Source organism: Streptomyces sp. NPDC048278 (genome assembly GCF_040652195.1).
Classification (GTDB): Bacteria; Actinomycetota; Actinomycetes; order Streptomycetales; family Streptomycetaceae; genus Streptomyces.
Map to the genome: position 1 here is coordinate 369819 of NZ_JBEZLP010000001.1, position 24022 is coordinate 393840.

The 24022-nt window shown below is 71.5% G+C and carries 19 protein-coding genes and 1 pseudogene; 3 read left to right on the plus strand and 17 right to left on the minus strand.

Going from position 1 to position 24022, the window contains the following annotated elements; genetic code table 11:
- Positions 1 to 31: 31 nt before the first annotated feature.
- The 5 genes from AB0D74_RS01725 to AB0D74_RS01745 all read right to left on the minus strand — a co-directional run bounded on the left by AB0D74_RS01725 (position 32) and on the right by AB0D74_RS01745 (position 8528).
- Positions 32 to 1465, minus strand: a complete 1434-nt coding sequence (locus tag AB0D74_RS01725; protein ID WP_362579143.1) for an MFS transporter — start codon at positions 1463 to 1465, stop codon at positions 32 to 34.
- 21 nt (positions 1466 to 1486) lie between these two features.
- Positions 1487 to 2512 (minus strand): polyprenyl synthetase family protein, encoded by a 1026-nt coding sequence (locus AB0D74_RS01730; RefSeq protein ID WP_362579146.1) that lies wholly within the window; start codon positions 2510 to 2512, stop codon positions 1487 to 1489.
- A 127-nt stretch (positions 2513 to 2639) separates the two neighbouring features.
- Positions 2640 to 4688, minus strand: coding sequence for a tryptophan 2,3-dioxygenase family protein (locus tag AB0D74_RS01735; protein ID WP_362579149.1), 2049 nt, complete (start codon positions 4686 to 4688; stop codon positions 2640 to 2642).
- Between the two features lie 28 nt (positions 4689 to 4716).
- On the minus strand, positions 4717 to 5706 hold the full coding sequence (locus AB0D74_RS01740; RefSeq protein WP_362579152.1) for a polyprenyl synthetase family protein: 990 nt from the start codon (positions 5704 to 5706) through the stop codon (positions 4717 to 4719).
- A 98-nt stretch (positions 5707 to 5804) separates the two neighbouring features.
- The gene (locus AB0D74_RS01745) at positions 5805 to 8528 is read right to left on the minus strand and encodes a LuxR C-terminal-related transcriptional regulator (protein WP_362579155.1); all 2724 of its coding nucleotides are present in this window, start codon (positions 8526 to 8528) and stop codon (positions 5805 to 5807) included.
- 177 nt (positions 8529 to 8705) lie between these two features.
- On the opposite strand from AB0D74_RS01745, the gene AB0D74_RS01750 reads away from it, so the two are divergent.
- The gene (locus tag AB0D74_RS01750; protein ID WP_362579158.1) at positions 8706 to 11483 is read left to right on the plus strand and encodes an AAA family ATPase; all 2778 of its coding nucleotides are present in this window, start codon (positions 8706 to 8708) and stop codon (positions 11481 to 11483) included.
- Between the two features lie 52 nt (positions 11484 to 11535).
- On the opposite strand, the gene AB0D74_RS01755 is transcribed toward AB0D74_RS01750, so the two are convergent.
- The 4 genes and pseudogenes from AB0D74_RS01755 to AB0D74_RS01770 form a co-directional block, all read right to left on the minus strand.
- Positions 11536 to 11916 carry a hypothetical protein gene (locus AB0D74_RS01755; RefSeq protein ID WP_362579161.1) on the minus strand — a complete coding sequence of 127 codons (381 nt, stop codon included), beginning with the start codon at positions 11914 to 11916 and terminating at the stop codon, positions 11536 to 11538.
- Between the two features lie 157 nt (positions 11917 to 12073).
- On the minus strand, positions 12074 to 12733 hold the full coding sequence (locus AB0D74_RS01760) for a CocE/NonD family hydrolase (RefSeq protein WP_362580139.1): 660 nt from the start codon (positions 12731 to 12733) through the stop codon (positions 12074 to 12076).
- A pseudogene (locus AB0D74_RS01765) lies at positions 12667 to 13026 on the minus strand (X-Pro dipeptidyl-peptidase); the annotation flags it as partial. The pseudogene AB0D74_RS01765 and the gene AB0D74_RS01760, both read right to left, overlap by 67 nt.
- Positions 13027 to 13098: 72 nt before the next feature.
- Positions 13099 to 13821 (minus strand): FadR/GntR family transcriptional regulator, encoded by a 723-nt coding sequence (locus AB0D74_RS01770; RefSeq protein ID WP_362579164.1) that lies wholly within the window; start codon positions 13819 to 13821, stop codon positions 13099 to 13101.
- Positions 13822 to 14145: 324 nt separating this feature from the next.
- On the opposite strand from AB0D74_RS01770, the gene AB0D74_RS01775 reads away from it, so the two are divergent.
- Complete coding sequence (locus tag AB0D74_RS01775) at positions 14146 to 16377, plus strand: alpha-L-fucosidase (protein ID WP_362579167.1); 2232 nt, start codon at positions 14146 to 14148, stop codon at positions 16375 to 16377.
- Positions 16378 to 16441: 64 nt separating this feature from the next.
- Here AB0D74_RS01775 and AB0D74_RS01780 read toward each other — a convergent pair whose 3' ends face one another.
- From AB0D74_RS01780 to AB0D74_RS01810, 7 genes are all read right to left on the minus strand, one after another.
- Positions 16442 to 17167, minus strand: a complete 726-nt coding sequence (locus tag AB0D74_RS01780; RefSeq protein ID WP_362579170.1) for a 3-keto-5-aminohexanoate cleavage protein — start codon at positions 17165 to 17167, stop codon at positions 16442 to 16444.
- A 50-nt stretch (positions 17168 to 17217) separates the two neighbouring features.
- Complete coding sequence (locus AB0D74_RS01785; protein WP_362579173.1) at positions 17218 to 17910, minus strand: RraA family protein; 693 nt, start codon at positions 17908 to 17910, stop codon at positions 17218 to 17220.
- Between the two features lie 6 nt (positions 17911 to 17916).
- Entirely contained in the window at positions 17917 to 18708 is a 792-nt protein-coding gene (locus AB0D74_RS01790; RefSeq protein WP_362579176.1) for a carbon-nitrogen hydrolase family protein, read from the minus strand.
- 88 nt (positions 18709 to 18796) lie between these two features.
- Positions 18797 to 19882 (minus strand): ABC transporter ATP-binding protein, encoded by a 1086-nt coding sequence (locus AB0D74_RS01795; protein ID WP_362579179.1) that lies wholly within the window; start codon positions 19880 to 19882, stop codon positions 18797 to 18799.
- Between the two features lies 1 nt (position 19883).
- Positions 19884 to 20936 carry a spermidine/putrescine ABC transporter substrate-binding protein gene (locus tag AB0D74_RS01800; protein WP_362579183.1) on the minus strand — a complete coding sequence of 351 codons (1053 nt, stop codon included), beginning with the start codon at positions 20934 to 20936 and terminating at the stop codon, positions 19884 to 19886.
- A gap of 122 nt (positions 20937 to 21058) precedes the next feature.
- The gene (locus tag AB0D74_RS01805; protein ID WP_362579186.1) at positions 21059 to 21865 is read right to left on the minus strand and encodes an ABC transporter permease; all 807 of its coding nucleotides are present in this window, start codon (positions 21863 to 21865) and stop codon (positions 21059 to 21061) included.
- A complete protein-coding gene (locus AB0D74_RS01810) occupies positions 21862 to 22773 on the minus strand; it encodes an ABC transporter permease (RefSeq protein WP_362579189.1) in 912 nt (303 codons plus the stop codon). The genes AB0D74_RS01805 and AB0D74_RS01810 overlap by 4 nt, the downstream gene beginning before the upstream one ends.
- A 247-nt stretch (positions 22774 to 23020) precedes the next feature.
- On the opposite strand from AB0D74_RS01810, the gene AB0D74_RS01815 reads away from it, so the two are divergent.
- Positions 23021 to 23506, plus strand: a complete 486-nt coding sequence (locus tag AB0D74_RS01815) for an Lrp/AsnC family transcriptional regulator (protein WP_362579192.1) — start codon at positions 23021 to 23023, stop codon at positions 23504 to 23506.
- A gap of 35 nt (positions 23507 to 23541) precedes the next feature.
- Here the strand turns inward: AB0D74_RS01815 and AB0D74_RS01820 are convergent, their stop codons facing one another.
- Positions 23542 to 24012 carry an Lrp/AsnC family transcriptional regulator gene (locus AB0D74_RS01820; RefSeq protein WP_362323837.1) on the minus strand — a complete coding sequence of 157 codons (471 nt, stop codon included), beginning with the start codon at positions 24010 to 24012 and terminating at the stop codon, positions 23542 to 23544.
- Between the last annotated feature and the right edge of the window lie 10 nt (positions 24013 to 24022).

The window sequence follows — 24022 nt, forward strand, 5'->3', positions numbered from 1 at the left end:
ATGGCCTTTCGGGTCTGGGGTGAGTGGACGTTCAGGGAGCGGAACGCGGCGCCGCACGCGGCCGGCCGGGGATCGCGGCGCCGGTCGCCAGAGCGAACACCGCGCCGGCGATGCCGACCACCGCGACGAGCGTGAACGCGTCGTGCGACGGGACCGGCGTGGTGCCGGGCGGCCCGCTCAGCTCGGCGAATATCGCCCCGACCACGGCGCCGGACAGTGACGTGCCGATGGACCGCATGAGGGTGTTGAACCCGTTGGCGACCCCGGTCTCGGCGGGCAGGACGGCTGACATGATCAACGCGGGGATCGCGCCGTAGGCGAGGCCTACGCCGCCCTGGGTCACCACCGTGCCGGTCACCAGCAACGGGACGGAGTCCATCCGGGCCAGGCAGACCACATACCCCAGGCCGATCAGTACCGTGCCCGTCAGCAGGGAGACCTTGGGGCCGCGCGCCGCGGACAGCCTGGCGCCCACCGTGGAGGCGCCCATCATCGCCAGTCCGGCCGGCAGCATCAGCAGACCGGTCTGGAGCATCGAACGGCCCAGTCCGTAGCCCGTGCCGACGGGCAGCTGCAGCAGCTGAGGCACCATCAGAAGCTGTGCGTACAGGGCAAAGCCGACGACGACGGAGGTGAGGTTCACCAGCAGTACCGGCCGCCGTGCCGTGGTACCCAGGTCGATCAGCGGAGCGGTCACCCGGCGTTCCCAGACGCCCCACAGCACCAGCACCACCACGGAGGCCGCCGCCAGGCCCACGGTGGAAGCGCTGAGCCAGCCCCACTCGCCCCCGTAGGAGATCGCCACCAGCAGCGCGGTGAGGCCGACGGTCAGGCCCACTGTCCCGACACCGTCGAAGCGCCCTCGGGCCGGCGCCGGGGCCGGTGGGAGCAGCCGGGCCACCAGCACCCCGATCAGTGCCGTGAGCGCGCCGGTCGCCCAGAAGAGCAGATGCCAGTCGGCGGACTGGGCCACCCACGCGGCCAGCGGCAGCCCGGTCGCCGCGCCGACCCCCAGGAGGGAGGAGGTGAGGGCGATCGCCGAGCCGAGGCGTCGCTCGGACAGCACATCGCGCAGCAGGCTGATGCCGAGCGGTATGAGCCCCATGCCGACGCCCTGGAGGGCGCGCCCGACGACCATCGGGGCCAGGGAGCCGGACACCGCGCACAGCACCGAGCCCACCGTGACCACGCCGAGCACGCTCAGCATCAGCCGCCGCTTGCCGTACAGATCGCCCAGCCGTCCGACGACGGGACTGGTGACGGCGCCGCCCAGCAGCGTCGCCGTGACGACCCAGGAGGTACCCGCCACACCGGCGTGCAGCAGCTTGGGCAGCTCCCCCAGCAGCGGCAGCACCGTGGTCTGGGCCACGGCGGCGATCCCCGCGGCGAAGGCGACGACCACGACGACCCCGCGTTCGGCGGAAGAAGCCAGCGGCTGCGCCCCCGCCCGGGCGGCCTCCGACAAGCCGGGACGTGACTCTCCCATCTAGAACCGCCGGCCCACGATGAAGCCGGCGACCTCCTGGAGTTCGCCGCGCACGTCGTCCGGGATGTCGACGGCGGTCAGGCACTCCTTCGCCGCGGCGATCTGACGGTCCGCCTCGCTCTGCGCCCAGTCTCGGCCGCCTGCCCGTTCCACCAGCTCGGTGACGCGTCGGACGTCGGATTCGGCCAATGGCTCCGGGCGTAGGTACAGGGCGCGCAGTTCGTCCGCCCCGGGCGCGCCGAGCGCCGCCACCACGGGCAGGGACTTCTTGCGGACCCGCAGGTCGGCCCCCACCTGTTTCCCTGTGTGGTCCGGGTCGCCCCAGATGCCCAGCAGGTCGTCGACGAGCTGGAAGGCGAGCCCGACGTGTTCGCCGAAGGCGCCGAGCCCTTCGACCAGGTGCCGTTCGGCGCCGGCCAGGTCGGCGCCCAGCGCGCAGGCGCTGCCGAGCAGGGCGCCGGTCTTGTCGCCGGCCATGCGACGGCACTCGGCGAGGGTCACGTCCTCGCGTCGTTCGAACTCGGCGTCGGCGGCCTGGCCGTTGATCATCCGCTGGGTTGCGGTCATCAGCGCCAGGGTGGCGGACCGGGCGCCCGCCCCCGGCGCGCTCATCAGTACGGACGTCGCCGCGGTGACCAGGGCGTCACCGGCCAGGATGGCACCCGGCACGCCGAAGACGGTCCAGGCGGTCGCACGGCCCCGCCTGGTCTCGTCGCCGTCCATGATGTCGTCGTGCAGCAGCGAGAAGTTGTGCACCAGTTCCACGGCCACCGCGGCGGGCAGGCCGTCCGCGGTCGCGGCGCCGGCCGCCCGGGCCGACAGCAGCGCCAGGGTCGGCCGGACCATCTTGCCGCCCCAGGTGCCGGTGGGCCGGCCCTCGGCGTCCGCCCAGCCGAAGTGGTACCGGGCGATCCGGCCCATCTCCGGACCGAGGTGCAGGCCGATCGCGTCGCGCAGGGCGGGTTCGACCATGGTCCGGCCGGTGTCGAGGACGACGGTCAGGCTGCGCATCGGAGTCGTCGTCATGAAGTCCACCGGCCGCACGCAGCACGGAGGGGGAACCGGGGCCCGGTTCGGCGCCGTCCCCGTCTCGGACGGTTCGGGAGCACGGTGACGTGTCGCATGGCGCACCTTCGCTGTCGGCTCTTGATGGTCACGGAGTGGGGAGGTCGGGCGAGGCCGGCCCGGGCGGGCTCAGCAGGACCCGCCGGAGCACCTGGGGGGAGGTGACGAGCGTGCGGGGCGGGGCCAGCAGGAAGAGGACGTCCCGGTTGGCGCTGCACACGACCGGGTCGTGGGGCACGTGATCGCGCACGCGGTCGAGGTACCGGGTCAGCAGCCGGGCGACGGGCCCGGACTTCACCGCGTTGCCCGTGACGCCCGGCATCGCGCTGTCGGCGCCCGTCGCGACCTCCCACGCCGAGCGGGAGGAGCGCAGCACCGCTCGTTGCAGGGTGTGGGCCGAGGGGGTGCGGTCGCCGGCCAGTGCCCTGCCGAGAGCAACCGCGTTCAGGGCGGCTACGGACAGGCCCTGTCCGTAGACGGGGTTGAGCGCGCACAACGCGTCCCCGACGACGAGCAGCCCGGTATGGTCCCGCGTCAGGCGGTCGTAGCGGCGACGCCGGTTGGAGGTGTGCCGGTAGCCCACGGGCCGGCTGACGGGACGCGCCGATCTGAGCCACTTGTGCGGGGCGGAGTGCGGCAGTCGGCCGGCGAAGTCGACGAAGTCCTCGGTGCCGCTGGGCGGCGCCTGGTCGCGCGGCCCGGACAGGGTGACCATCCAGCGGTCGTGCTCGGCGGGCAGGATGATCGCGCCGAGCGGCTGGCCGGCGTCGGGCACGATGTAGAAGCCGCTGAGGTCCTCGGGCGGGCCGTCGGCATGGAAGACGCAGGTGCTGTACGCCCGCCCGGTCTCGACGAGTTCCTCGGCGGGCACGGGGGCGTTCATCTCGGCCAGCCAGACCGGGGTACGACCGCTCCGTCCGGTGGCGTCCACCACGAGGTCGGCCTCGATCTCCTGCCGGGTGTGGTGGTCGCCGCCCCGGTCCCGGACCGCGACGCCGGTGATGTGCCCGGGCCGGCCGAGCAGCCCGGTCACCTCGACACCCGTGCGGACATGGATGCGGGAGCCGTCCAGGACACGTCGGCGGATGTGGTGCTCCAGAAGCGGACGGGACGGGGTCATGATGGGCTCGGACGGATTGCGGCGGGATATCCACTGGCCGGCCTGCCACACCCCGAGGTCCCCGGGCACCGCCAGCCGCGGCGCCCCCGAGTCCGTCAGTACGCCCAGCAGGCCGGGCAGCAGTTCTTCCAGGGCGTTCATGCCGCTGGTGAGCAGGACATGGGTGTGGCGTGACTGCGGCACACCGGCGCGGGGGCCCGGGGTGTCGTCGTACTGGTCACGTTCGAGTACCGTCACCCGTTCCGCGTGGCCGGCCAGGACGTGTGCGGTGAGCAGCCCCGCGATGCTGCCTCCCACCACGACCACATGTCCCAGCCGGGACCGCCCGGACAGCCCGGACCGCCCGGACCGCTCTGCCGGTGCGGGCAGCGACGGCAGGCTGGGGAGGACGTCCTCGGTGTCCGCGGGCCGTGGCGGCGCGGCGGCGGCACGGTCGTCGCCCGCCGGTTCGTCCGCGGAGGTGTCGTCCAGCCGGGCGGCCAGAAAGCGCATCCCCGAGGTCGCTGCCGAGCCCGGCTGGTCGCCGAGCATGTGGCCGACCAGTTCCAGGTGGGTGCGCCGCCAGCGCCGTACGGCGTCGTTCAGCCCGGTGAGCCGCGCGGAGTCGGCCGCCGGACGGTCCGCACCAGCGCGTTTCATCAACTGCTTGACGAGGCCGAACAGTTCACGGAACTGCTTGGACTGCAGTCCGCTCGCCGTGCCGAACCGGTCCCGGAAGAGCAGGAACTCCTCCCGCGTCAGCGTGTGGCGCAGCAGCGTCAGCTGTCCCTCCAGGGAGTCCACCAGCCGCGTCGCCCGTGCCACGCGATGCGCGTAGCACTGCTGTCCGCACTGGCCTCCGTCGATGTGCCGCAGGTCGACCAGAACCTGGCTGAGCAGGGTCTCGGACGCCTGGTGCACGACGATGAAGAGCCGTTCGCTGTCACTGAGGTCCGGCTGCTCGACCGGTGTCAGCGGGCGTTGCAGGGCGAGCAGTTCGTCGAGGTGCAGATACGTCGCATAGGACGGGGAGGTCATCAGCCCAGCTCCTCAGAGTCGGTCCGCGCTATACCAGGCGCCCCGGCACGGTGAGATCGGCCAGTGCGTCGGTGTGGACACCGGGCGGAAGGCACTCGAGCGCCGACGCGGCCATCTTCACGTGCCGGTGCGACACCTCACGCGCCGCCGGTACGCCGTCGTGGTCGTGCACCAGTTGCGCCATGGCCCCGTAGCGTTCCTCGACCGGTACGGCCGTGTCGGCGAGCAGGTGCTCGATGCGCTGCCGCTGGTCCATCGGGGCGCGTTCGTGGGCGAGCAGCACGGGCAGGGTGGGCCGGCCGTTGCGGACGTCGGAGACGTTCGGCTTGCCCGCCCGCGTGCCGTCGTAGGCCATGAGGTCGTCGCGGATCTGGTAGGCGATGCCCAGCTGGTCGCTGTACTGGCTGAGCGCCTCCAGAACCGTGTCGTTCGCGCCGCCCAGCGTGGCGCCGACGCCGCAGGCCATCCACAGAAGCGCACCGCTCTTGTCCGCGATCATGTCGAGGTACTCGTCGACGGAGCAGAGCTCACGACTCATCCGGATCTCGCGGATCGCAGCGTCCCCGATGCGCAGGCCCGCTCCGGAGAGCACCACCAGCGCTTGGGCCACCCGCTCCGCGGACGCGCCGGCCTGCCGGCATTCGGCGAGGGCGGAGAAGCCGTGGAAGAACAGCCCGTCCCCTCCGACGATCGCCGTCGGCTGCCCGAACACGGTATGGGCGGCGGGCTTGCTGCGCCGCTCCCCGTCGTCGTCGATGATGTCGTCGTGCATCATCGCTCCGACCTGGATACACTCCACGGCCACCGCGGCGGGCAGGACGGTCGCCAGGTCACCTCCCACCGCGAGACTGGAGTGGGTCACCAGCCAGGGCCCCATCATCTTCCCGAAGGGCACCAGTCCGTAGCGAACCACTTCGTCGAGGCCCGAAACGTCGTCCGGCCATCGGCCGTCGACCTCGGCCCCCACTATCGCTGCCAGTTCGCGATCGGCGACCTGAGGCACATCGATGTCGGTCATGGGCAAGACGTTAGGCATGCCGTACCAGGCTGTCGTCGCCACCGGTCCGCATAGGCCCGAGTGGGACCGCACCTTGGCATCTTCGGCCCCGGACGCTGTCAGGTCGCGGGCCGCGTGAGCCGGCCGCTCAGACTGGCCGCGGCCAGTTCGACCCGCGAACGGCAGCCGGTACGGGCGAACAGGCGGGTCAGGTAGTTCTCCACGGTCTTCTCACTGAGCTGGAGGCGCAGCGCGATCTGCCGGTTGGTCAGGCCCTCGCCGATCAGCTCGATGATCCGCTGCTCGGTGACGGCCAGGGCGTCCCGCCGGACGCGGGCGCGCGGGGCGGGCACCCCGCGTTCACGGGTCACCTCGCGGACCCGTCCGAGGAGGACCGACGCACCGCACCGCGTGGCCAGGGTGTGGGCCTCGAGCAGCCAGGGCCGCGGGTCCGGTGCGAACCGGGCGACGGCGAGACAGGACTCCAGCAGTGCGGGCAGGTCCCCCCGCGTGCGCATCAGCTCGGTGGCCGACCGGGCGCACCTCAGGTCGCGGTGTACCAGGCCGCGCGCCAGCAGCAGACCCTCCCGCACGTCGGCGCGGTCCTCGTGCGGCAACAGCTCGATCTGGGCCAGCAGTTCCGCGGCGCCCGCGTGTTCGTCGCCCAACACCGCGATCCGCACCGCCCGTGACAGCAGAGAGGACAGCCCCGCGTGCAGGCCGGTCCCGAGCAGCCGCGGACCGGACCGCAGCGCCTCGCGCACGGCCCCGCCGTCGTCACCCGCCCTGGCGGCGAGACCGACGCGTGCCCAGGCCCGCATCACCGCGAGCCTGGGGACCGGTTTCGCGTCGGCCAGCCACTGGGTGGCCGACGCGAACTCACCGCGGGCGGCGCACATGTCCGAGGCGAACAGGCGCGCCGCGTGGTGGGCCAGCGTGTCCTCGGCGCCGGAGAGTTCCAGTTCCCGGACCGCGGACATGGCCTGCGTCCAGGCGGCGTCGGCGTAACCGCTGACCACCCGGTGGTAGGCACCGAGCACACCGGTCACCGGCACCCGGTAGCGGGCACCGATCACCAGCCGACCCAGATCGGCCACGTCGGCGACCGAGGCCGCATCGTGCAACTGGTCCAGCTCCGGGGAGGGCGCGGTGCCGCCCGAGTTGCGCCAAGCCCGCTCGGCGGCGTCGACGTCACCGCGGAACGCGGCGTCGAGCAGGTCCGTCCACTCGGCCCCGATCCGCTCCCGCACCGCAGTCGGGCGCACCGGCTGCGCCGCGCCGGAGGCGAGACGGCGGCCGAACCACAACTCCGAGAAGCCGGTGGTCCCGGGGCCCGTCAACGGTGCGTCCAGCAGCGCCCCTACGGCACGTTCGGCGGGCGGCTCGCCGGTGTGTACGGCCACGAGGACGGCGGCGAGACGGACCTCCTCCAGGGAGTCCTCGGCGCAGCCGTGCTCCGCGTACCGGGTGAGCACCTCGCGCAGCAGCTCGTACCGGCCGGTCCGGACGACCAGGGCAAGCAGACTGATCAGCGTGCGGGAGTACTCGGGCCCCTGGGGAGGCAGGCAGCGCAGTGCGGCCGAGTACCACAGGACGGCGCGCTCCGGCTCGTCCCGCTCGGCGGCGGCGCTCAGGTCGAGCAGCCAGCGGACCGTGTCGTCGTCGAGCGGCACGGCGGCGCCGCCGCGCGCGATGTGGTCGGCGAGCGCCACGGGGTCGGCCCCGCCGTGCCGCCGGTGGCGGATCAGCAGCCGCTCGGCGACCGACGCGCGTAGCTCGATGCCGCGGTGGGCACCGAAGCGGCCGGCCGCGGTGGCCGCCAGAGCGGGGCATCGGCAGGAGATCCGGCCCGCCCGGTCGGCCGTCAGCGCCCCCGCCTCGATGAGCAGGTCGAGCAGTCGGCCGCAGTCGGCGGGCCGGGAGCCGAACGTCTCGGCGAGCAGCGGTACGTCGTCCATGCCCAGGTCGTTCAGGACGGCGACCGCCCCCAGTAACCGAACCGCCGGACCGCCCAGTGCAGCCGCACGACGCAGCAGGGGGTGGTCGGCCGGGAGTGCCACCGGCTCCGCCGGCGCACGCAGGCACAACTGGCCGCGGAAGTCGATGAGCCGGCCGCTTCTGTGCAGCTCGTCGAGGGTGCCCAGAACGGTGCCCGGATTGCCCAACAGCGGTCCCAGCGCCGTGCGCACCGCGGTCACCACCCCGTCGTCCAGGCGCGATCCCAGCGCGCGACGGATCAGGGACTCCGCGACCTCGTCGGCCAGCGGACCGATGGTCATCACCTGGTCGGCGTCGGCCAGGAGTTCGGCGAGTCCCGGGCCGTGCTCGGTGCCCTCCTCGCAGGTGGCCACGACGAGGCAGCCGGACCGGCGGGCCGCGGTCAGCACGGGGGCGGGTTCGGCCACCCCGTGCACGTCGTCGGCGAGGACCGCGACGCGTCCCTGCCGGCCCATGGTGTCGAACAGGCTTCCCAGCGCGGCGACCATGGACGGCGTCCAACCGACGCTGTCCTGCCCTCCCGGGGCGCGCAGCTGGGCCACCGTGCTGAGCGCCTCGGGCAGTCCTGTGTCCTGGAACTGCTCGAACCGCTCGCGCACGGCGCGCACCAGCGCGGCGAGGGCGAACGCGTCGCCACCGCTGTCCGCACCGGCGCCCAGCCTCAGCGGCAGGACCCGCACTCCGTCCGCCGCCAGCAGCCGGCCCACCTCGTCCAGCAGCGCGGTCCGGCCGATACCGGCCGGTCCCTTGAGGACGACGAGGCGCCCGCCGTCGGGCGTCAGCGCTGTGCGCAGTGCGCTCAGTTCATGGTCCCTGCCCCGTATCACGGCACGCGCTCGGGCCACCGCCGCCTCCTCCTGTGACGCCTCGCGCGGCAGCGGCCCCCGGAGCCGCCGCACTATCAGGTCCCGCAGCCAACTCCCGCCGTTATACGCCTCGTTCAAGGGACAACGAACGCGGCACACCGCGCGGATTCCTTCTCGGCGGTCTGCGGGTCGGCCGCCGTGGGCATACTGGAAGACATGATCGACTACTGGCGCGGTGCGCCCGAAGTGGCCCGATCGGCGCACGTCCCGTTCGGCCGTGAAGCCGTCGCGGCGAAGGTCGTCGGCCTCGCCGTCTCACCCGACTCGGCACCGCTCGTTCTGGTCACCGGCCCCATCGGCATGGGGCGCAGCTCGTTGTTGAGCGCCGTCCGCGAAGAGCTGACAGCGCGAGGTCTCCGTACCCTGTCGCTGTGGGTGGCACGCAACGAGCGGGACCGCCCCTACTCCCTGGCCTCCCGGCTCTCCGCCGAACTCGCCGTCCTGCACCGGGGCGGCGACGCCAGGCGTACCGCGAAGGCCGCGGCCACGGCACCGCTCGCGGAGGTCGGCCGCCAGCTCGCCGCCGAGCTCCGGTCGGCCCTCACCGCGAGCGAGAAGTTGACGGTGCTCATCGACGACGTGCACTGGGCCGATCCCGGTTCCCGCGCCGTGTTGCTGTCGCTCGCCCGCGTCCTGGCCGGGGGGCCGGTCACGTTCGTCTGCACCGTGCGCCCCTCACCGGCCGACCCGGCGGGCGACCTGGCCGTGGTGGAGCAGCTGCGGGCCTCCTCCCTCGCCGAGGTGGTGCCGCTGCGTCCGCTGCGCGAGCCGGAGGTCGGCGCGCTCGTCGCCCGGACCTTACAAGCCCGGCCGACGGCGGCGCTGCTCTCCTCTCTGCAACGGGAGTGCCGCGGCAGGCCCGCCGCCGTACTCGCCGCCCTGGCGGGGTACCAGCGCACCGGAGCGCTGCGCATCTTCGAGCGGCACGCCTACCTCACATCCCCGGACCGGCCGCCCGAGCTGCCCCTCGACCTGCCGCCGATCGAGTACCTGCGCCGGCGGGGCGGTCTGGTCTGGCCGGTGGCCAAGGCAGCGGCGGTGCTTCTCCCCCTGGGGGGCGCGGCGACCCGGCTGATCGCCGAAGCCGTGAGCCGGGGCGAGGACGAGGTTCGTGACGTGCTGTCGGAGCTGTGCGCCGAGGGGGTGCTCCGGCAGGGATCGGAAGAGGGGCACTGGCGGTTCCGGCTGCCGCTGCTCACCTCGGCCCTGACCGGCTGCCTCGGGCCCTATGAACGGCGCAGGCTCGCCCAGTTGGCGGTCACCGCGATCTGGGCAGGCGACGCCGACGCGGACGACCGGTATCTGACCGAGCAACTGGTCGTCGCGGGACGGTTCGTGGACTCCCGTCGGGCGGCCGGTGAACTGCTTGCCCGGGGCACCGCCGGCATGCTGGACGGCGGGTACCACGCCGAGCGCTGTCTGCGCGTGGCCGTCGAGCTGATCACCGACCCCCGGCAACGCGCCCAGGCACTGGTCGCGCACGCCCTCGCCTGCTACAGCCATCTGCAGTTCCCGGAGGCTGCCGACAGCGCGTGGAAGGTACTTTCCGAGCATGCCCATCTCGTCAGCTCCGAGGCGCTGTTCGAGACGGAGATGATGTACGTCACCGCGCTGGCCGGATCTCTGGACACGGCGGCGGTCACCAGGATCTGCGACGGCGGCTGGCGCTTGCTGCCGGGCGGGGAGGGGCACCGCATCCTCGCCCGGTGCGTTGCGCTGTGCCATCTGGACCGGTGGCGGGAGGCAGACGAACACCTGACGTCCCAACGGGACGTCTGGGAACGGGACAACGATGTCATCACCGGGTTGGGCCGGCTCATCAGCGAGTGCGCCGGGGCGTTCCTCGGTCGAACCGAGCCGTTCGACCAGGCAGTCGCCGATCCGGCGGGGTGGCCCCTGTGGGCGTCGGGGACGCGGCACCGCTTCGAGCGGCTGAGGCAGCTGTCCCGAACGCTGATGGCCTTCGGTGAACTGGACCGTGCGGAACGGCTGCTGGCGGCTCACGAACTCCCCTTGAGCTCCCGGCCGGCGTCCGACCAGGTGGTGGCCGACAGTCAGGGCGGACACTGGGACCGGGCACTCGATCTGGCCCGGCTGAGCCTGGCGACCGGCGTTTCCGTCGGCTACACGCCCAGCCACACCCTGGTGTCCCAGGAGACGAGCGTCATACTCGGCGCGCGCGGCCGGCTGACCGAGGCCCGCTCGGTGATCGAGCGGGCGCGCTCCGTGCAACCCGTGATGCTCCACCTGCTGGCGCTGCCGGAATCGCTCCTGGACGAGGCCCTGGGCGCTACCGACCGGGTCCGCCGTGTCATGGCGGACGGCCTGGCCAGGGCCGCCGAAGGGGGCCTGGTGGTCGGCACGGACGTGCTGTTGCTGAGGATGGCCGAGTGGGAACTGGTCCACGGTGACCGGGCCGCGGCGGAGCGGTACGTGAAGGAGGTGAGCACGACAGCGGAGTTGATCGGCACCGGCCGGGCCCGCATGTGCCACCTGCTCGCCACCGCGGTGGTGCACGGCGACCGCCCCGCCGCGACGGAGGCGGTCCGGCTCGCCCGGCAGCGCGCCCAGCCGCTGGAACTGGCGGACGCGATGGCCATGGTGGTCCGCCACGAAGTGGCCGACGCCGGGCTGCTGCGTGACGCGTACGCACTCTACGGCGAACTGGACGCGCTGCTGCGCAGGGCGCAGTTGCGCAACCTGATGCGTGAACACGGCGTCACCGTGCCGCACAGAGGCGTGGTCATCGCGGAGAACGAGCGGCTGCTGGCCACCCTGGTGACCGAAGGCCTGACCAACCGCGAGCTGGCCACCGTGCTGGGCGGCAGCGAGAAGAGCGTGGAAAGCCGGCTCGGCAGACTCTTCAAACGCACCGGCTACCGTTCCCGCGTCGAGCTGGCCTCGGCGATGCTGACGGACGAGCGCCTTGCCTGAGCCGGTCGGTGGCGGACGGCACATGACAATGCTCTCGCGGAACCGCCTGCGCTCATCGCTCAGGTCCGGGCCGAAGCGACTCGATCCAGGTCGGGAAGTCCTGGGAGACGGCCTCGAAGCGCGTGGGATTCAGATCGCCCAGGCCGGAGGAGAAGACAGCGGATCCCGGATCGTCCGCACGCAACAGGAATCCGCACCCACCACTGTCGTCGCCGATCAGGACGAACCCCGGTGCGTACTGGGCGACTTCGTATGTGGCGTTGCGCTCCCCGATGCACCCCGCCTCGTACACGCAGACACCGGACTCGGTGAGCAGGCCGTCCCGCACGCTCCACAGAGCCACCAGCGGAGTCGGGAGGCTCACCTCCAGCTCGGCCCTCGCTCTCGACACATCGGCCGGTGTTGCCGCCGCCTTCGAAACCACGCCTGCCATTCTGCGCCTCTTCGGACGAGGTGTGACCGCCCCGACGGGCACGGGAACGGTGAGTACCCGTGCCGTGGTCCTTGACCGGAGACTATCCGTAACGGTCCGGAAGGTCCTCCGGGATCGACAGGGCGTCGTCCTCGACCCGCAGCGGCTGCCCCCGTGTTCAGGTCCGGCGCACCGGGAGGAGCAGCGCCGACGGGTGGGCGGGGTCGTGGAAGACCTGCTGGTCGGCGATGCGGAGGGTGGTGGCCGTGGCGCGGGGTTCGCCGGTGCCCGGGTTGCGGGCGAAACGGGGGAAGGCGCCGCTGGAGACCTGGACGCGGATGCGGTGGCCCTTCTTGAACAGCTGGGCCGTGGGCCACAGTTGGATCGTCGCGCAGGAGACCCGGTCCGCGTCGGTCAGGCTCAGCAGGCCGTCGCAGACGTTGGTCGAGCGGCCCTTCTCGTCCACGTCGCACAGGCGGACGAAGACATCGGCCCACGGCAGGCTGGAGCGGAACCAGATCTCGGCGGTGACCTCGCCGATCGCCTCCACGTCGGTGTCGAGGACGGGCGTGGTGTAGGTGAGCACGTCCGGCCTGGCCTCCAGGGCGGTGTTGTCCTTGCGGCCGGCGTGCTGGACCGTGAGCCGGGCACCGCCGACGGCGGGCGTGGGATCGGCCGGGTCGTAGCGGTAGCCGTCGGGGTCCGACTCCGGCCCGCCGCGCGCAGCGCCCGGTGGTCGCGGAGCTGCCCGGGCAGGAAGATGTTGTACCAGCTGGCGACCGAGCTGACCGGTACGGAGACGTCGGCCACCCGATCCCGGTGGTCGCCCGCGGCCCAGTGCGGGTCGTCCGGACCGTGCACCAGCATGTCCTGGATGTACTGCGAGCTGCGGCCGAGCGCGGCGGTGTCGGCGCGGTCGAGCGGCAGGGTGAACTGGGCGCGGTGTGTGCGGCGTTCGCCGAGGAGCTGGCGCAGCAGCGCGGCCCGGCGCTCCTGGCCGGCCACCATCACGCCCCAGCGGAACGGGGTCTCCAGCGAGAAGGCGTCCTCGCGGAGGAAGTCCAGGGTGAGCGCGGCCTCGGTGACGACCGGGATCATGGCTTTGACCTGCGGGGGAAGCCGGTCGGCCACGGCCCACTGGACATGGCCGAGGTAGCTGCCGCCGGTGAGGACGACCGACTCGGCATGCGCGGCACCGTCCCTTCAGGACCCGAGGGACTCGCCGGACTCGCCGGACTCGCCGGAGCGCAGGTGTTCCCGTAGCCACTGCTCGGTGTTGCTCACATGCAGCAGGGCTGCGGCCTGGCTGACGGCCGCGTCGCGGCGGGACAGGGCCGCGAAGATCGCCTCGTGTTCGGCGAGGGTGCGTCCGGCCGCCCGGGTGTCGACCAGGCCACGCCAGATGCGGGCACGCAGCGTACGGCCGGACACGCCCTCCAGCAGCGTGAGCAGCGACTCGTTGCCGGTGGCCGAGATGACCGCGCGGTGGAACGCAGCGTCGTGGGCGTTCAGCCGCTCGACATCGTCGCGTGCTCCGCGCATGGCCTCCAGATGCCGCTCCACCTCGGCCAGTTGCTCGTCGGAGATCCGGGTCGCGGCCAGGGCCGTGGCGACGGGTTCGAGCAGCCGCCGTACCTCCATGAGGTCCCGCAGGGCGGCCGAGTCTCCCTGGAGGAGTTCCACGGCACCGCCCAGCCCCTCCAGCAGCAAGCTCGGCTGAAGGCTGGTGACATAGGTTCCGTCACCGCGCCGGATCTCCAGGACCCGGGCCACGGCCAGGGCCTTGACCGCCTCACGGGCGAGGTTGCGGGACAGACCCAGCCGGGCCGCCAGCTCCGGTTCCGGCGGCAGTTTGGAGCCCGGCGGGAGTGCCCCGGTCCGGATCAGTTCACGGATCTGCTCAATGGCCTTGTCCGTCAGGGACACCGCGACCTCTCTCCCTGCCCGGCTCCGCAGGCTCAAAGTGACCTCGATGATACGGGCGCACGCACCGCCGACCACAGAGAGATGGGATGTATATGCAGAGGTGATCAGAGTATCCAGCCGCCACTCCACCACACTAACCCGGTTCATCAGCAGTTTTCTCGTACAACGGTCAGGACCTACGCCCCCACGGCCACCCGCCCCATAGAATCCATCCCATTAATCGAGTGCATGCCTGTTGACATGGACGGGATACGTGGACGACCTTCATGCGTAGCATCCGGCGCCCGGGTTCCCCCCGTCCCCCTCCGCAACAGGGATGTCCTCATGCCGAGTTCAGTCAGCAGACGCCAACTCCTGGCCGGTGCCACCGCCGTCGTGGCCACCGCGATCGCCGCCGACGGGTTCGCCGTCGGCAGCGCCCGGGCGGCGTCGAGCTCCTACACACCCACCTGGGACTCCGTGAACCAGCACACCGCCTCGCCCGAGTGGTTCAGGGATGCCAAGTTCGGCATCTACTTCCACTGGGGTGTCTTCAGCGTCCCCGCGTACGACAGCGAGTGGTACCCGCGCAACATGTACGACTCGGGCAGCAAGGCCAACAAGCACCACATCGCCACCTACGGCGACCCCTCGGTCTGGCCGTTCCACGACTTCGTCAACGGCGCGGACGACCTCGCAGGGAACCACGTGGAGTTCGCGCCGAAGCTCAAGTCGGCCGGCGGGAACTTCGACCCCGCGGAGTGGGCCCAGTTGTTCGTCGACGCGGGCGCGCGGTTCGCCGGACCGGTCTCCGAGCACCACGACGGCTTCTCCATGTGGGACAGCCAGGTCAACGAGTGGAACTCGGTGGCCAAGGGCCCGGGCCTGAACCTGCTGAAGCTCTTCATCGACGCCATCCGGGCGAAGGACCTGAAGCTGCTGGTGGCGATGCACCACGCGTACAACTTCACCGGCTACTACGAGTACGCGCCCGCCCAGACGGACGCGAGCCTCAAGAAGCTGTACGGGCAGCTGAGTTCGGCCGAGGAGAACCAGCTCTGGTACGACAAGCTCAAGGAGGTGATCGACCTCGCCGAGCCCGACATCCTGTGGCAGGACTGGCGCCTGGACCACGTCGACGAGACCCGGCGCCTCGACTTCCTCTCGTACTACTACAACCAGGCCGCGAAGTGGGGCAAGGAGGTCGTCGCCACCTACAAGGACGGCCTCGACAGCCACGGCGAGGTCTACGACTTCGAGCGCGGCGGCCCGGCCGACCTCACCGCGCCGTACTGGCTGACCGACGACAGCATCTCCAGCTCCAGTTGGTGCTACACCACCGGCATCGGCTACTACTCGACGCAGCAGATGCTGCACGCGCTGATCGACCGGGTCAGCAAGAACGGCAACATGCTGCTGAACATCGCGCCGATGGCCGACGGCACGATCCCGCAGGGGCAGAAGGACATCCTGCTCGCCATCGGTGACTACCTGGGGCGCTTCGGCGAGTCGATCTACGACACGCGGGCCTGGACGGCCTACGGCGAGGGCCCCACGAAGATGGGCGGCGGTTCCTTCACCACCCCCACGGCCGGCACCGCCCAGGACATCCGCTTCACCCGTGACAAGGCGAACACCGTCCTGTACGCCACCGTGCTGGGCTGGCCCGGCAGTTCACTGACGGTCAAGACGCTCAACTCCGCCCGGATCGACGTCTCCTCGCTGGCGTCGGCCAAGCTGCTCGGCTCCACCGCCGGCACCTACATCGGCCTGGCGACTCCGACGCAGGACTCCACGGGCCTGACGGTCACCCTGCCGTCGTCCGCGCCCTTCACCGCGAACGCCTACGTCCTGAAGCTGACCTTCACCGGCGAGATCCCCAGCCTGCGACCACTGGCCGGGGCCGTGGGCTTCAAGGACGTCGACTACTCCGGCACCGGCACCGTCCTCGAAGTCGGCGACTACACCGCGGACGACCTGACCCTGGCCGGCCTCGCCCCGCTCACCCTCTCGTCCCTGCGGCTCGCCCCCGGCTACCAGGTCATCGGCTACTCCGGCGACGACTTCACCGGCACGTCATGGACCTTCACCGCCGACAACACCGACCTCAGGACCACCGGCAACAACGACAAGGTGACGTCCCTGAAGGTGCAGTTCAACCCGGCCACGTACGTCAAGGTCCTCAACGTCACCGACGGCCTGGCTCTGGACAGCGGCGGCAACGTGTCCTCCGGCTCCAACCTGAAGCAGTGGACCTGGGACGGCAGCAGCAACCTTCAGTGGCAGGCGGTCGAGGTGGGCGGCGGCTACTACAAGCTGGTCAACCGCACCAACGGCATGGTCGCCGACGGCTGGGGCGCCACCGCCGACGGCTCCGCCGCCCGGCAGGCCGCCTGGAACGGCGGCACCAACCAGCAGTGGCTGATCACCCACCGCGGCGACGGCCGCTACTCCGTCGCCAACCGCACCACCGGACTCGTCCTGGACGGCGGCGGCAACGTGTCCTCCGGCTCCGTCACCAAACAGTGGACCTACGGCAGCAGCACCAACCTGCTGTGGACCTTCACCGCCCTCTGACCCGCGCACCGATCCTGTCGCCGACCCGCTGTCGGCGACTTCCTGAGCCACTGTATTCCTTCGCTTACACCGATTGCGCGGCCAAGTCCCGTACCGCGGCCACGAGTTCGGCGTTGTCCCGGGCGGTCGTGCCGTCCGGGAGGAGGAGGCCGTCCTCGAAGCCGATGCGGACCTGGTGGCCGTCGGCGAGTGCGGCGCGCAGTACCGGCCAGGTGGTGGCCGCCTCACCGTGGTACAGGAGCGGAATGGTGACACCCGCGGAGCGGATCATCGCCGCCATCGCGCGCGCGTGGTCGACGGCCGTGTCCGGGTCCTCGTCCATCGGCTCGATCAGGATCCGCACGTTGTCCGCGAGGGTCGGCGACGCCAGGAGCGCGGGCACGTCGTCCACGCTCCACACCGCGCTCTCCAGCACCATGCCCCGGGCCACGACCAGTGCGGCCGTCTCGGTCGCGCCCTCCTCGCAGAACGCCACCGACGCGAAGTCCGGCAGGATCTCCCAGGACTTGACCAGGTCGTAGCGCTCCTCGGGGCCCGAGCAGGTCCACAGCCCGGTGGTCGTCCCGACGACCGCGCCCGGCGCCGTGGAACGGACCGCGCGCAGCACTTCCGCGAGCGCGTCGGGGGCTATGGTCTGCCCGCCGTCGGGGGTGCGGACATGCAGGTGGACGATGTCGGCGCCGGCCGCGAGGACGGCCGCGGTGTCGACGGCGATCTCCTCGGCCGTCACGGGGACCGCCGGGTGCTCGGCTCGGGTCCGGCCACCGTTGATGGCTGCCTTGAGGAACATGGGTGTGTTTCCTTGGGGGTTGGGTGTACGGGGCCCGGTGCGGGCCCGGATCACGCGGAGGTGGGGGAAGGGGTCCGGAGGTCCGCGAGGGTGCGCGTGGCTCCGGTGAGCGTGCCCAGGGGGTGGCCCCGGTGCAGCTCGGCGATGAGGTCGGGTTCCTCGGCGTCGTCGGCCAGCGCCTCGTCCACGACGGCGGCGAGGGCCGCGGCCGGGGCGATGAGCAGGCCGTTCTCGTCACCGAGGACCAGGTCGCCGGCGCGCACCGGAACGCCTCCGCAGTGCACGGGCGCGCCCAGGGAGCCGTCGGCGATGCCGTGCAGCTTGGTGGTCAGCAGCGAGGTGCCGTACGCGTACACCGGCAGCCCCACCTCGCGCAGGGCGCCGATGTCGGTGCACACGCCGTCCACCACGGCCCCGGCCGCGCCCCGTGCGGCCAGCGCGTGCACGACGACCTCGCCCAGCGGCGCGTGCCGGCGGTCGCCGCCGCAGTCGACGACGACCACGTCACCGGGGCCGACGAGGCCCGCCGCGTGGTGCAGCATCGTCGAGTCGGTGGCGGTGATCCGTACGGTCACGGCCCGGCCGACCAGCCGGCCCGCGCCGGCCACCCGGCGCAGCGCCGGATGGCAGAACCCCTCCTCCAGGTAGTGGCCGAGGGTGGGGAAGTCCACCCTGGCCAGACGGGCCGCCAACTCCTCGTCGAGGGCGGGTACTTCGCTCAGTTCACGTATGTCCAGGAGCATGACGGGTCACCTCGGGCCGATGATGATGCGACGGTTGCGGAGCACGGGCAGCACCGTGCGGGCGCGGTCGGTACGGTGCTTGTCCGCGTCGACGACGAACAGCGACCGCTCCTCCTCGCCGAGCGCGGCACGCACCACGCCCAGCGGGTCGACGGCCATGCTCATCCCGATGCAGTCGGGCGTGGTCAGCGAGGCCGCCACCACCCAGCAGGTGTTCTCGATCGCCCGGCTGCGCAGCAGGGTCGTCCAGTGGTCCTCCTTGAGCGGACCGCGCACCCACGCCGCCGACACCGACAGCAGATCGGCGCCCATCTCGACCAGTGCCCGGGTGAACTCGGGGAAGCGCAGGTCGTAGCAGTTGACCAGGCCGACGTTGAACTCGCCGATCCGGACCACGACCGGCCCCTCGTCACCGCGCTGCACCTCGCTGGACTCGCGGTAGTCGAAGGCGTCGTACAGGTGCATCTTGCGGTAGCGGCCGAGGAGTTCACCCTCCGCGGAGACGGCCGCGATGGTGTTGTACGGCAGTGAGCCGCCGCTCGGCTCGTAGCCGCCGGCGATCACGGCGACTCCGTGTTCGGCGGCGAGCCGGGAGATCCCGGCGAGGAAGCCGGGCCAGTGTGCCTCGGCCGTGGCGTGCAGCGGCTTGCCCGCGGCCTCCGCGGGGATCATCGCCTCCTCGGGGAAGACGACGAGTTCCGCCCCCGCGGCAGCGGCCTCGGCGGTCATCGACGCGACGACGTCGAGATTGGCGCCGACGTCGGCGGTGGGGGCGTATTGGGCGGCGGCGACCTTCACGGTCGTATCTCCTTGCTGGAACGGGTCGGTGCGGGATGCGGGTGCCGGGCGGGCGCCGTGCGGGGCGCCCGCCCCGGAGCGGGGACGGTCACTCGGCCAGGACCCGGGAGGCCTCCGGCCGCCAGTGCGCCCAGGCGGGGCCGCCCGCGGACAGGCCGGCCGTGCCGGAGGACGAGGTCTCGGCGACGAAGGTCGAGCCGTCGGCCAGCGTGAGGTGGTGGCGTACGGCGCTGCCGAGGTAGACGGACTGCTGGAGGGTGCCCCGGAGGACGGCCTGACCGGACGGCAGCAGGTTCTCGTCGGCGCACAGCCCGACGTTCTCCGGGCGCACCGACAGATGCGCCTGCCCGGTGACGTCGGTCTCGGGGACCGGCAGCGCGCCCAGCCCGCCCACGTCGACCACCCGACCGTCGCAGGTGCCGGTGAGGAAGTTGGAGGTGCCGATGAAGGAGGCGACGAACCGGCTGGCCGGCCGCTCGTAGACGCCTTCCGGAGTGTCGACCTGCACGACCCGGCCGCCGTTCATCACGGCGATCCGGTCGGACATGGTCAGCGCCTCCTCCTGGTCGTGGGTGACCGTCACGAAGGTCACCCCGACCTCGCGCTGGATCTTCTTCAGCTCCAGCTGCATCTCGGCGCGCAGCTTCTTGTCCAGGGCCCCCAGCGGCTCGTCGAGCAGCAGCAGCGAGGGCCGGGCGATGAGCGCGCGGGCGATGGCCACCCGCTGCCGCTGGCCGCCGGAGAGCTGGGAGACGGCGCGGTCGCCGTACCCCTCAAGCCGGACCAGGGCGAGCGCCTCGGTGACCGCGCCCTTGATCTCGGCCTTCGGGCGCAGCTTGCGGACCTTCAGCTCGAAGGCGACGTTGTCGGCGACGCTCAGGTGCGGGAAGAGGGCGTAGCTCTGGAAGAGCATGTTCAGGTCCCGCTTGTGCGCCGGCACGCCGGTCGCCGGGACACCGCCGAGTTCGACCGTGCCCTCGGACGGCTCCTCGAAGCCGGTGATCATGCGCATCAGGGTGGTTTTGCCGCAGCCGGAGGGGCCGAGGATCGAGAAGAACTCGTTCTGCCGGATGTCGAGGGTGACGTCCCGCACCGCGTGCTGGGCTCCGAAGACCTTTCCGACGCCGGTCAGCCGGACCGCGGGGACCGCTTCCCCGGTTTCTTCGGTACTCATGTCAGGAGGCCTTCACCTTGGTCCAGCCCTGCTGGAAGTACTGCATCGCGGTGCCCGGGTCGAGCAGGAAGTCGGCCTTGGCGATCGAGGAGTCGGGAGCGTAGATCGCCGGATTGCTCAGCGCGGCCGTGTCCTTGATGTACTTGCGGGCGGCCTGGTTGGCGCTGGCGGAGGAGCCGTCGTCGGTGGCCTTCGCGGCGACCTCGGGACGCAGCAGGTAGTTGATGAACTTGTACGCCGACGTCAGGTTCTTGGCGCCCTTCGGGATCGCCAGACCGTCGGTCCAGATCGAGCCGCCCTCCTCGGGGATGACGTAGTGGACGTGCTTGTTCGACTGCACGACCTTCGCCATCGCCGTCCCGCTCCACGCCTCCGCCGCGCACGCCTGACCGGTCGACAGCAGCTGCGGGTAGTTGGTCGAGTTGTAGCCGGCGAGGATGCCCTTCTGCTTCTGCAGGGCCGCCGTCGCCTCGGCGATCTGGTCCTTGTCGGTGCTGGTGGCGCGGTGCCCGGTGACCTGGAGGCCCGCGATGTAGGCGGCCAGCATGTTGTCGAGCATGTACAGCTTGCCCTTGTACTTGCTGTCGAACAGGGTCTTCCAGCTGGTCGCCGACTTGATGCAGGTGTCGTTGTAGGCGAAGCCGGTGGTGCCCCAGATCCACGGCACGCTGTACTTGTTGCCCTTGTCGTAGGACGCGGTGCGGAACTTCGCGGCGAGGTTGCCCAGCCCCTCGATCTTGCTGTGGTCCAGCGGCTCGATGAGCTGCTGCCCGATCAGCTGCTGCACGGTGTACTGGCTGGGCTCGACCAGGTCGTAGCCCGACGAGCCCGAGCTGAGCTTGGCCGTCATGGTCTCGTTGCTGTCGAAGGTGTCGACGGTGACCTTGATGCCGGTCTCCTTCTCGAACCCCTTGACCACGGAGTCGGGGATCTCCCCGGCCCAGGCGTAGAGGTGGAGCTCCTTGCCGCCGCCGGAGGAGGCGGCCGTGCTGGAGCCGGAGCCGCCGCAGGCGGTGGCGACCAGCGCGGTGACGGTCAGGACCGAGGTGGCCACGAGCGTTCTCGAAACGGTGGTACGGGACATGGCGAGGCCTTTCAGGGACGTACCGGAGCAGGCAGGACGGACGTACGGCGCGACGGTGCGGGTGCGGGAGAAGGGGACGCGCGGCCGGTGGTTCAGTCGCGGCCGTCGCCGGTGAGGACACGGCGCATCTGCCGCAGGCCGGCGCCCAGGATGATCACGAAGGTGAAGAGCACGAGCAGGGTGCCCAGTGCGTTGATCTCCGGGGTCAGTCCGGTCTTCAGGAGCGAGTACACGCGCAGCGGAAGCGTGGTGGTGCCGACCCCGCTGGTGAAGGTGGACATCACGATGTTGCCGAAGGAGATCGTGAAGCACAGCAGCCAGGAGGCGAGCAGCGCCTGTTTCAGCAGGGGCACGGTCACCAGCCGGAACCGTTGCCAGGCACCGCAGCCCAGGTCGGTGGCGGCCTCGTCGAGAGCCGGGTCGAGTGCCCGGTGCGCACCGAGCACGATCAGCGCCGCGTAGGGAAGGGTGACCACCAGATGGCCGAGGACCAGCGTGGTCAGGCCCAGGGTCGCCTTGAGGGTGCCGAACACCGACAGCAGCGCCACGCCCAGCACGATCTCCGGGATCACCAGCGGCAGGAACAGCCCGCCGGAGAACAGCGCCCGGCCGCGCGGCCCCAGCCGGGCCATGCCCATCGCCGCGAACAGCCCGCCCGCCGTCGCCAGCGTCGCGGAGATCACGCCGGCCTCGGCGCTCACCCGCAGCGCGGAGAGCAGATCGGTGTCCTGGGCAAGCACCCCGTACCAGCGGGTGCTGAACCCCGCCCACTTGTACGTGACGTCCGAGTCGTTGAACGACAGGACCACCACGACCACGATCGGGATGTAGAGGAAGACGATGACACCGCGGGCCAGCCAGGCGGTCACCGTGTCGGGGAGCCGGGTGCGGGCGCTCATGACGTCCTCCTCCGCAGCCGGCTCGCCGCGGTGCCCAGCACCGCCACCGACGCGATCATCAGAACCAGCAGCAGCACGGAGGCCGCGGCTCCCATCGGCTGGTTGCGGAACTCGGTGTACAGCGTGACGATCAGGTTCCCGACCAGCTGGTTCTTGCCACCGCCGAGCAGTACGGGGATCACGAACACGCCGAGCGTCGGGATGAACGTGAGCAGCGCGGCGGCCAGCAGCCCCGGCCGCGCCAGCGGCAGCAGCACCCGGGTGTGCACCCGCCACCAGCCGCAGCCCAGGTCCCGGGCCGCCTCACCGAGCGAGGGGTCGACCCCGCGCAGCGTCGCGTAGATCGGGAAGATCGCCGTCGGCAGGAAGGCGTAGACGAGGCCCACGAAGGAGGCGCCCTGGCTCGGGATCCACTGCGTCCGCCCGTCGGTCAGACCGATGGCGTCGGTGAGCGCGTTCACCGGACCGCCGGGGCTGAGCAGGTTGATCCAGGCGAAGGTCCGCACCAGGAAGTCGGTCCAGAACGGCACGATGATCAGGAGCAGAAGCAGGCCCTGGCGCCGCGGCGGCCGGCCCGCCAGGTAGTACGACACCACGTAGCCGAGCACCAGACAGACGACGGTGTTGAGGGCCGCCATGCCGAGGCTGTAGCCGAAGACCTTCAGATAGACCGGGTCGAACAGCTCGGTGTAGTTCGAGAGGGTGAACCCGCCGCGGATGCCACCATAGGGATCCGCCGTCGCGAAGCTGTTGCGCACCACGAGGGCCAGGGGCACGAGCACCAGCGCCACGACCGTCAGCCCCGCGGGGGCCAGCAGGGCGAAGGTGATCGCGCGGTGCCGCAGCCGGGTGGCGCGCGCCGCGGGCTGCGCCGTGGCGGTCGGCGGCGGTGCGGCGGTGACGGTCACCGCGGACTCCGGCCGGCGGGCGGTGGCGGTGCGTGCATGTGCGGGGCCTCCCTCGGATCGTCTGCGCACGTCCGGAAGATCGTCCGTTCGTGCCGTGGCCCTTAGCATCCGTTGGGGAGCAACCGCCTGAACAGGGTTGTTGAAATCGAATCCAGTGGAAACTGGGAGCGAATTCCACGCATCTCGCAACAGGCGCGAAAAGACGCGGGGCGATGATGGTGGGAGCAGGACAGAAGGAGGTGCCGGCGTGATCGACGACCTGGACCGGCAGATCATCGACCAGCTGAGGGTGGACGGCCGGAAGTCGTTCGGTGAGATCGGCCGGGCCATCGGCCTGTCGGAGGCCTCGGTGCGCTCCCGCTTCCAGCGGCTGAGGCGGCGCGGCGCGATCCAGGTGGTGGGCATGACCGACGCGGTGCGGGTGGGCGAGATGGAGGTGCACCTCGCCGTACGGGTGCACCACGTCCCGGTGGTCCTGGTCGCCCGCGAGCTGTCCCGGATGCCGGAGGTGCGCTACGTGGCGTCCTGCGTCGGCCCCTACGACCTCATCCTCGACGTGCGCTGCCGGGATCTGGCCCACCTCTCGGAGCTGCTCACCGAGCGGGTCCGCCGGGTCAACGGCGTGGCTCACGCGGAGGCGCTCACCGTCCTGGAAGTGGTCAAGGACAGCTACCTGTGGGCGGGCTTCCGGGACGTGCCGGCCGGACCGGACCAGCGCATCCTGCCCCGGTGAAGCGCCGGGAAGGACCGTGAAGCGCCGACAGCCGGTCAGCCGTCCGCGACCGCCTGCCCGACCGAGCTGTTGAGGCCGTTCCAGGAGTAGTCCTTGAACAGCTCCAGAAGCAGCAGCACCTGGACCCGGGACACCCCCGGCAGCATCCGGATCTCGTCCAGCAGCTGCACGAGCTGCGGCTGGTCCCGGCAGGTGCCCTCCAGGAAGATGTCCTGGCTGCCCGCGACCAGCGCCACATGGTTGATCATCGGCATGTCGGCCAGGCTCTTGGCGACCGCGCGGGGCGTCAGGTCCCGGACCCGGATCATCAGCCGCACCGACTGGTGGCCCAGGGTGAGAGGGTTGCACAGGGCCACGATGCGCAGCGCGCCGCTCTCCTGCAGCCTCGCCACCCGCTGCCGTACGGTCGCCTCGGACACCGCGAGGTCACGGGCGAGCGTGGTGTACGGGGTGCGTCCGTCGCGGGCGAGGGCGCTCATGATGCCGCGGTCCAGATCGTCGATCAACGCCTGCCTC

What these genes read in the sequence shown, in the direction of transcription:
- AB0D74_RS01730 (WP_362579146.1), bottom strand. Translation starts at nt 2,512, where the DNA reads ATGACGACGACTCCGATGCGCAGCCTGACCGTCGTCCTCGACACCGGC.
- AB0D74_RS01735 (WP_362579149.1), bottom strand. Translation starts at nt 4,688, where the DNA reads ATGACCTCCCCGTCCTATGCGACGTATCTGCACCTCGACGAACTGCTC.
- AB0D74_RS01740 (WP_362579152.1), bottom strand. Translation starts at nt 5,706, where the DNA reads ATGACCGACATCGATGTGCCTCAGGTCGCCGATCGCGAACTGGCAGCG.
- AB0D74_RS01750 (WP_362579158.1), top strand. Translation starts at nt 8,706, where the DNA reads ATGATCGACTACTGGCGCGGTGCGCCCGAAGTGGCCCGATCGGCGCAC.
- AB0D74_RS01755 (WP_362579161.1), bottom strand. Translation starts at nt 11,916, where the DNA reads ATGGCAGGCGTGGTTTCGAAGGCGGCGGCAACACCGGCCGATGTGTCG.
- AB0D74_RS01775 (WP_362579167.1), top strand. Translation starts at nt 14,146, where the DNA reads ATGCCGAGTTCAGTCAGCAGACGCCAACTCCTGGCCGGTGCCACCGCC.
- AB0D74_RS01780 (WP_362579170.1), bottom strand. Translation starts at nt 17,167, where the DNA reads ATGTTCCTCAAGGCAGCCATCAACGGTGGCCGGACCCGAGCCGAGCAC.
- AB0D74_RS01785 (WP_362579173.1), bottom strand. Translation starts at nt 17,910, where the DNA reads ATGCTCCTGGACATACGTGAACTGAGCGAAGTACCCGCCCTCGACGAG.
- AB0D74_RS01795 (WP_362579179.1), bottom strand. Translation starts at nt 19,882, where the DNA reads ATGAGTACCGAAGAAACCGGGGAAGCGGTCCCCGCGGTCCGGCTGACC.
- AB0D74_RS01805 (WP_362579186.1), bottom strand. Translation starts at nt 21,865, where the DNA reads ATGAGCGCCCGCACCCGGCTCCCCGACACGGTGACCGCCTGGCTGGCC.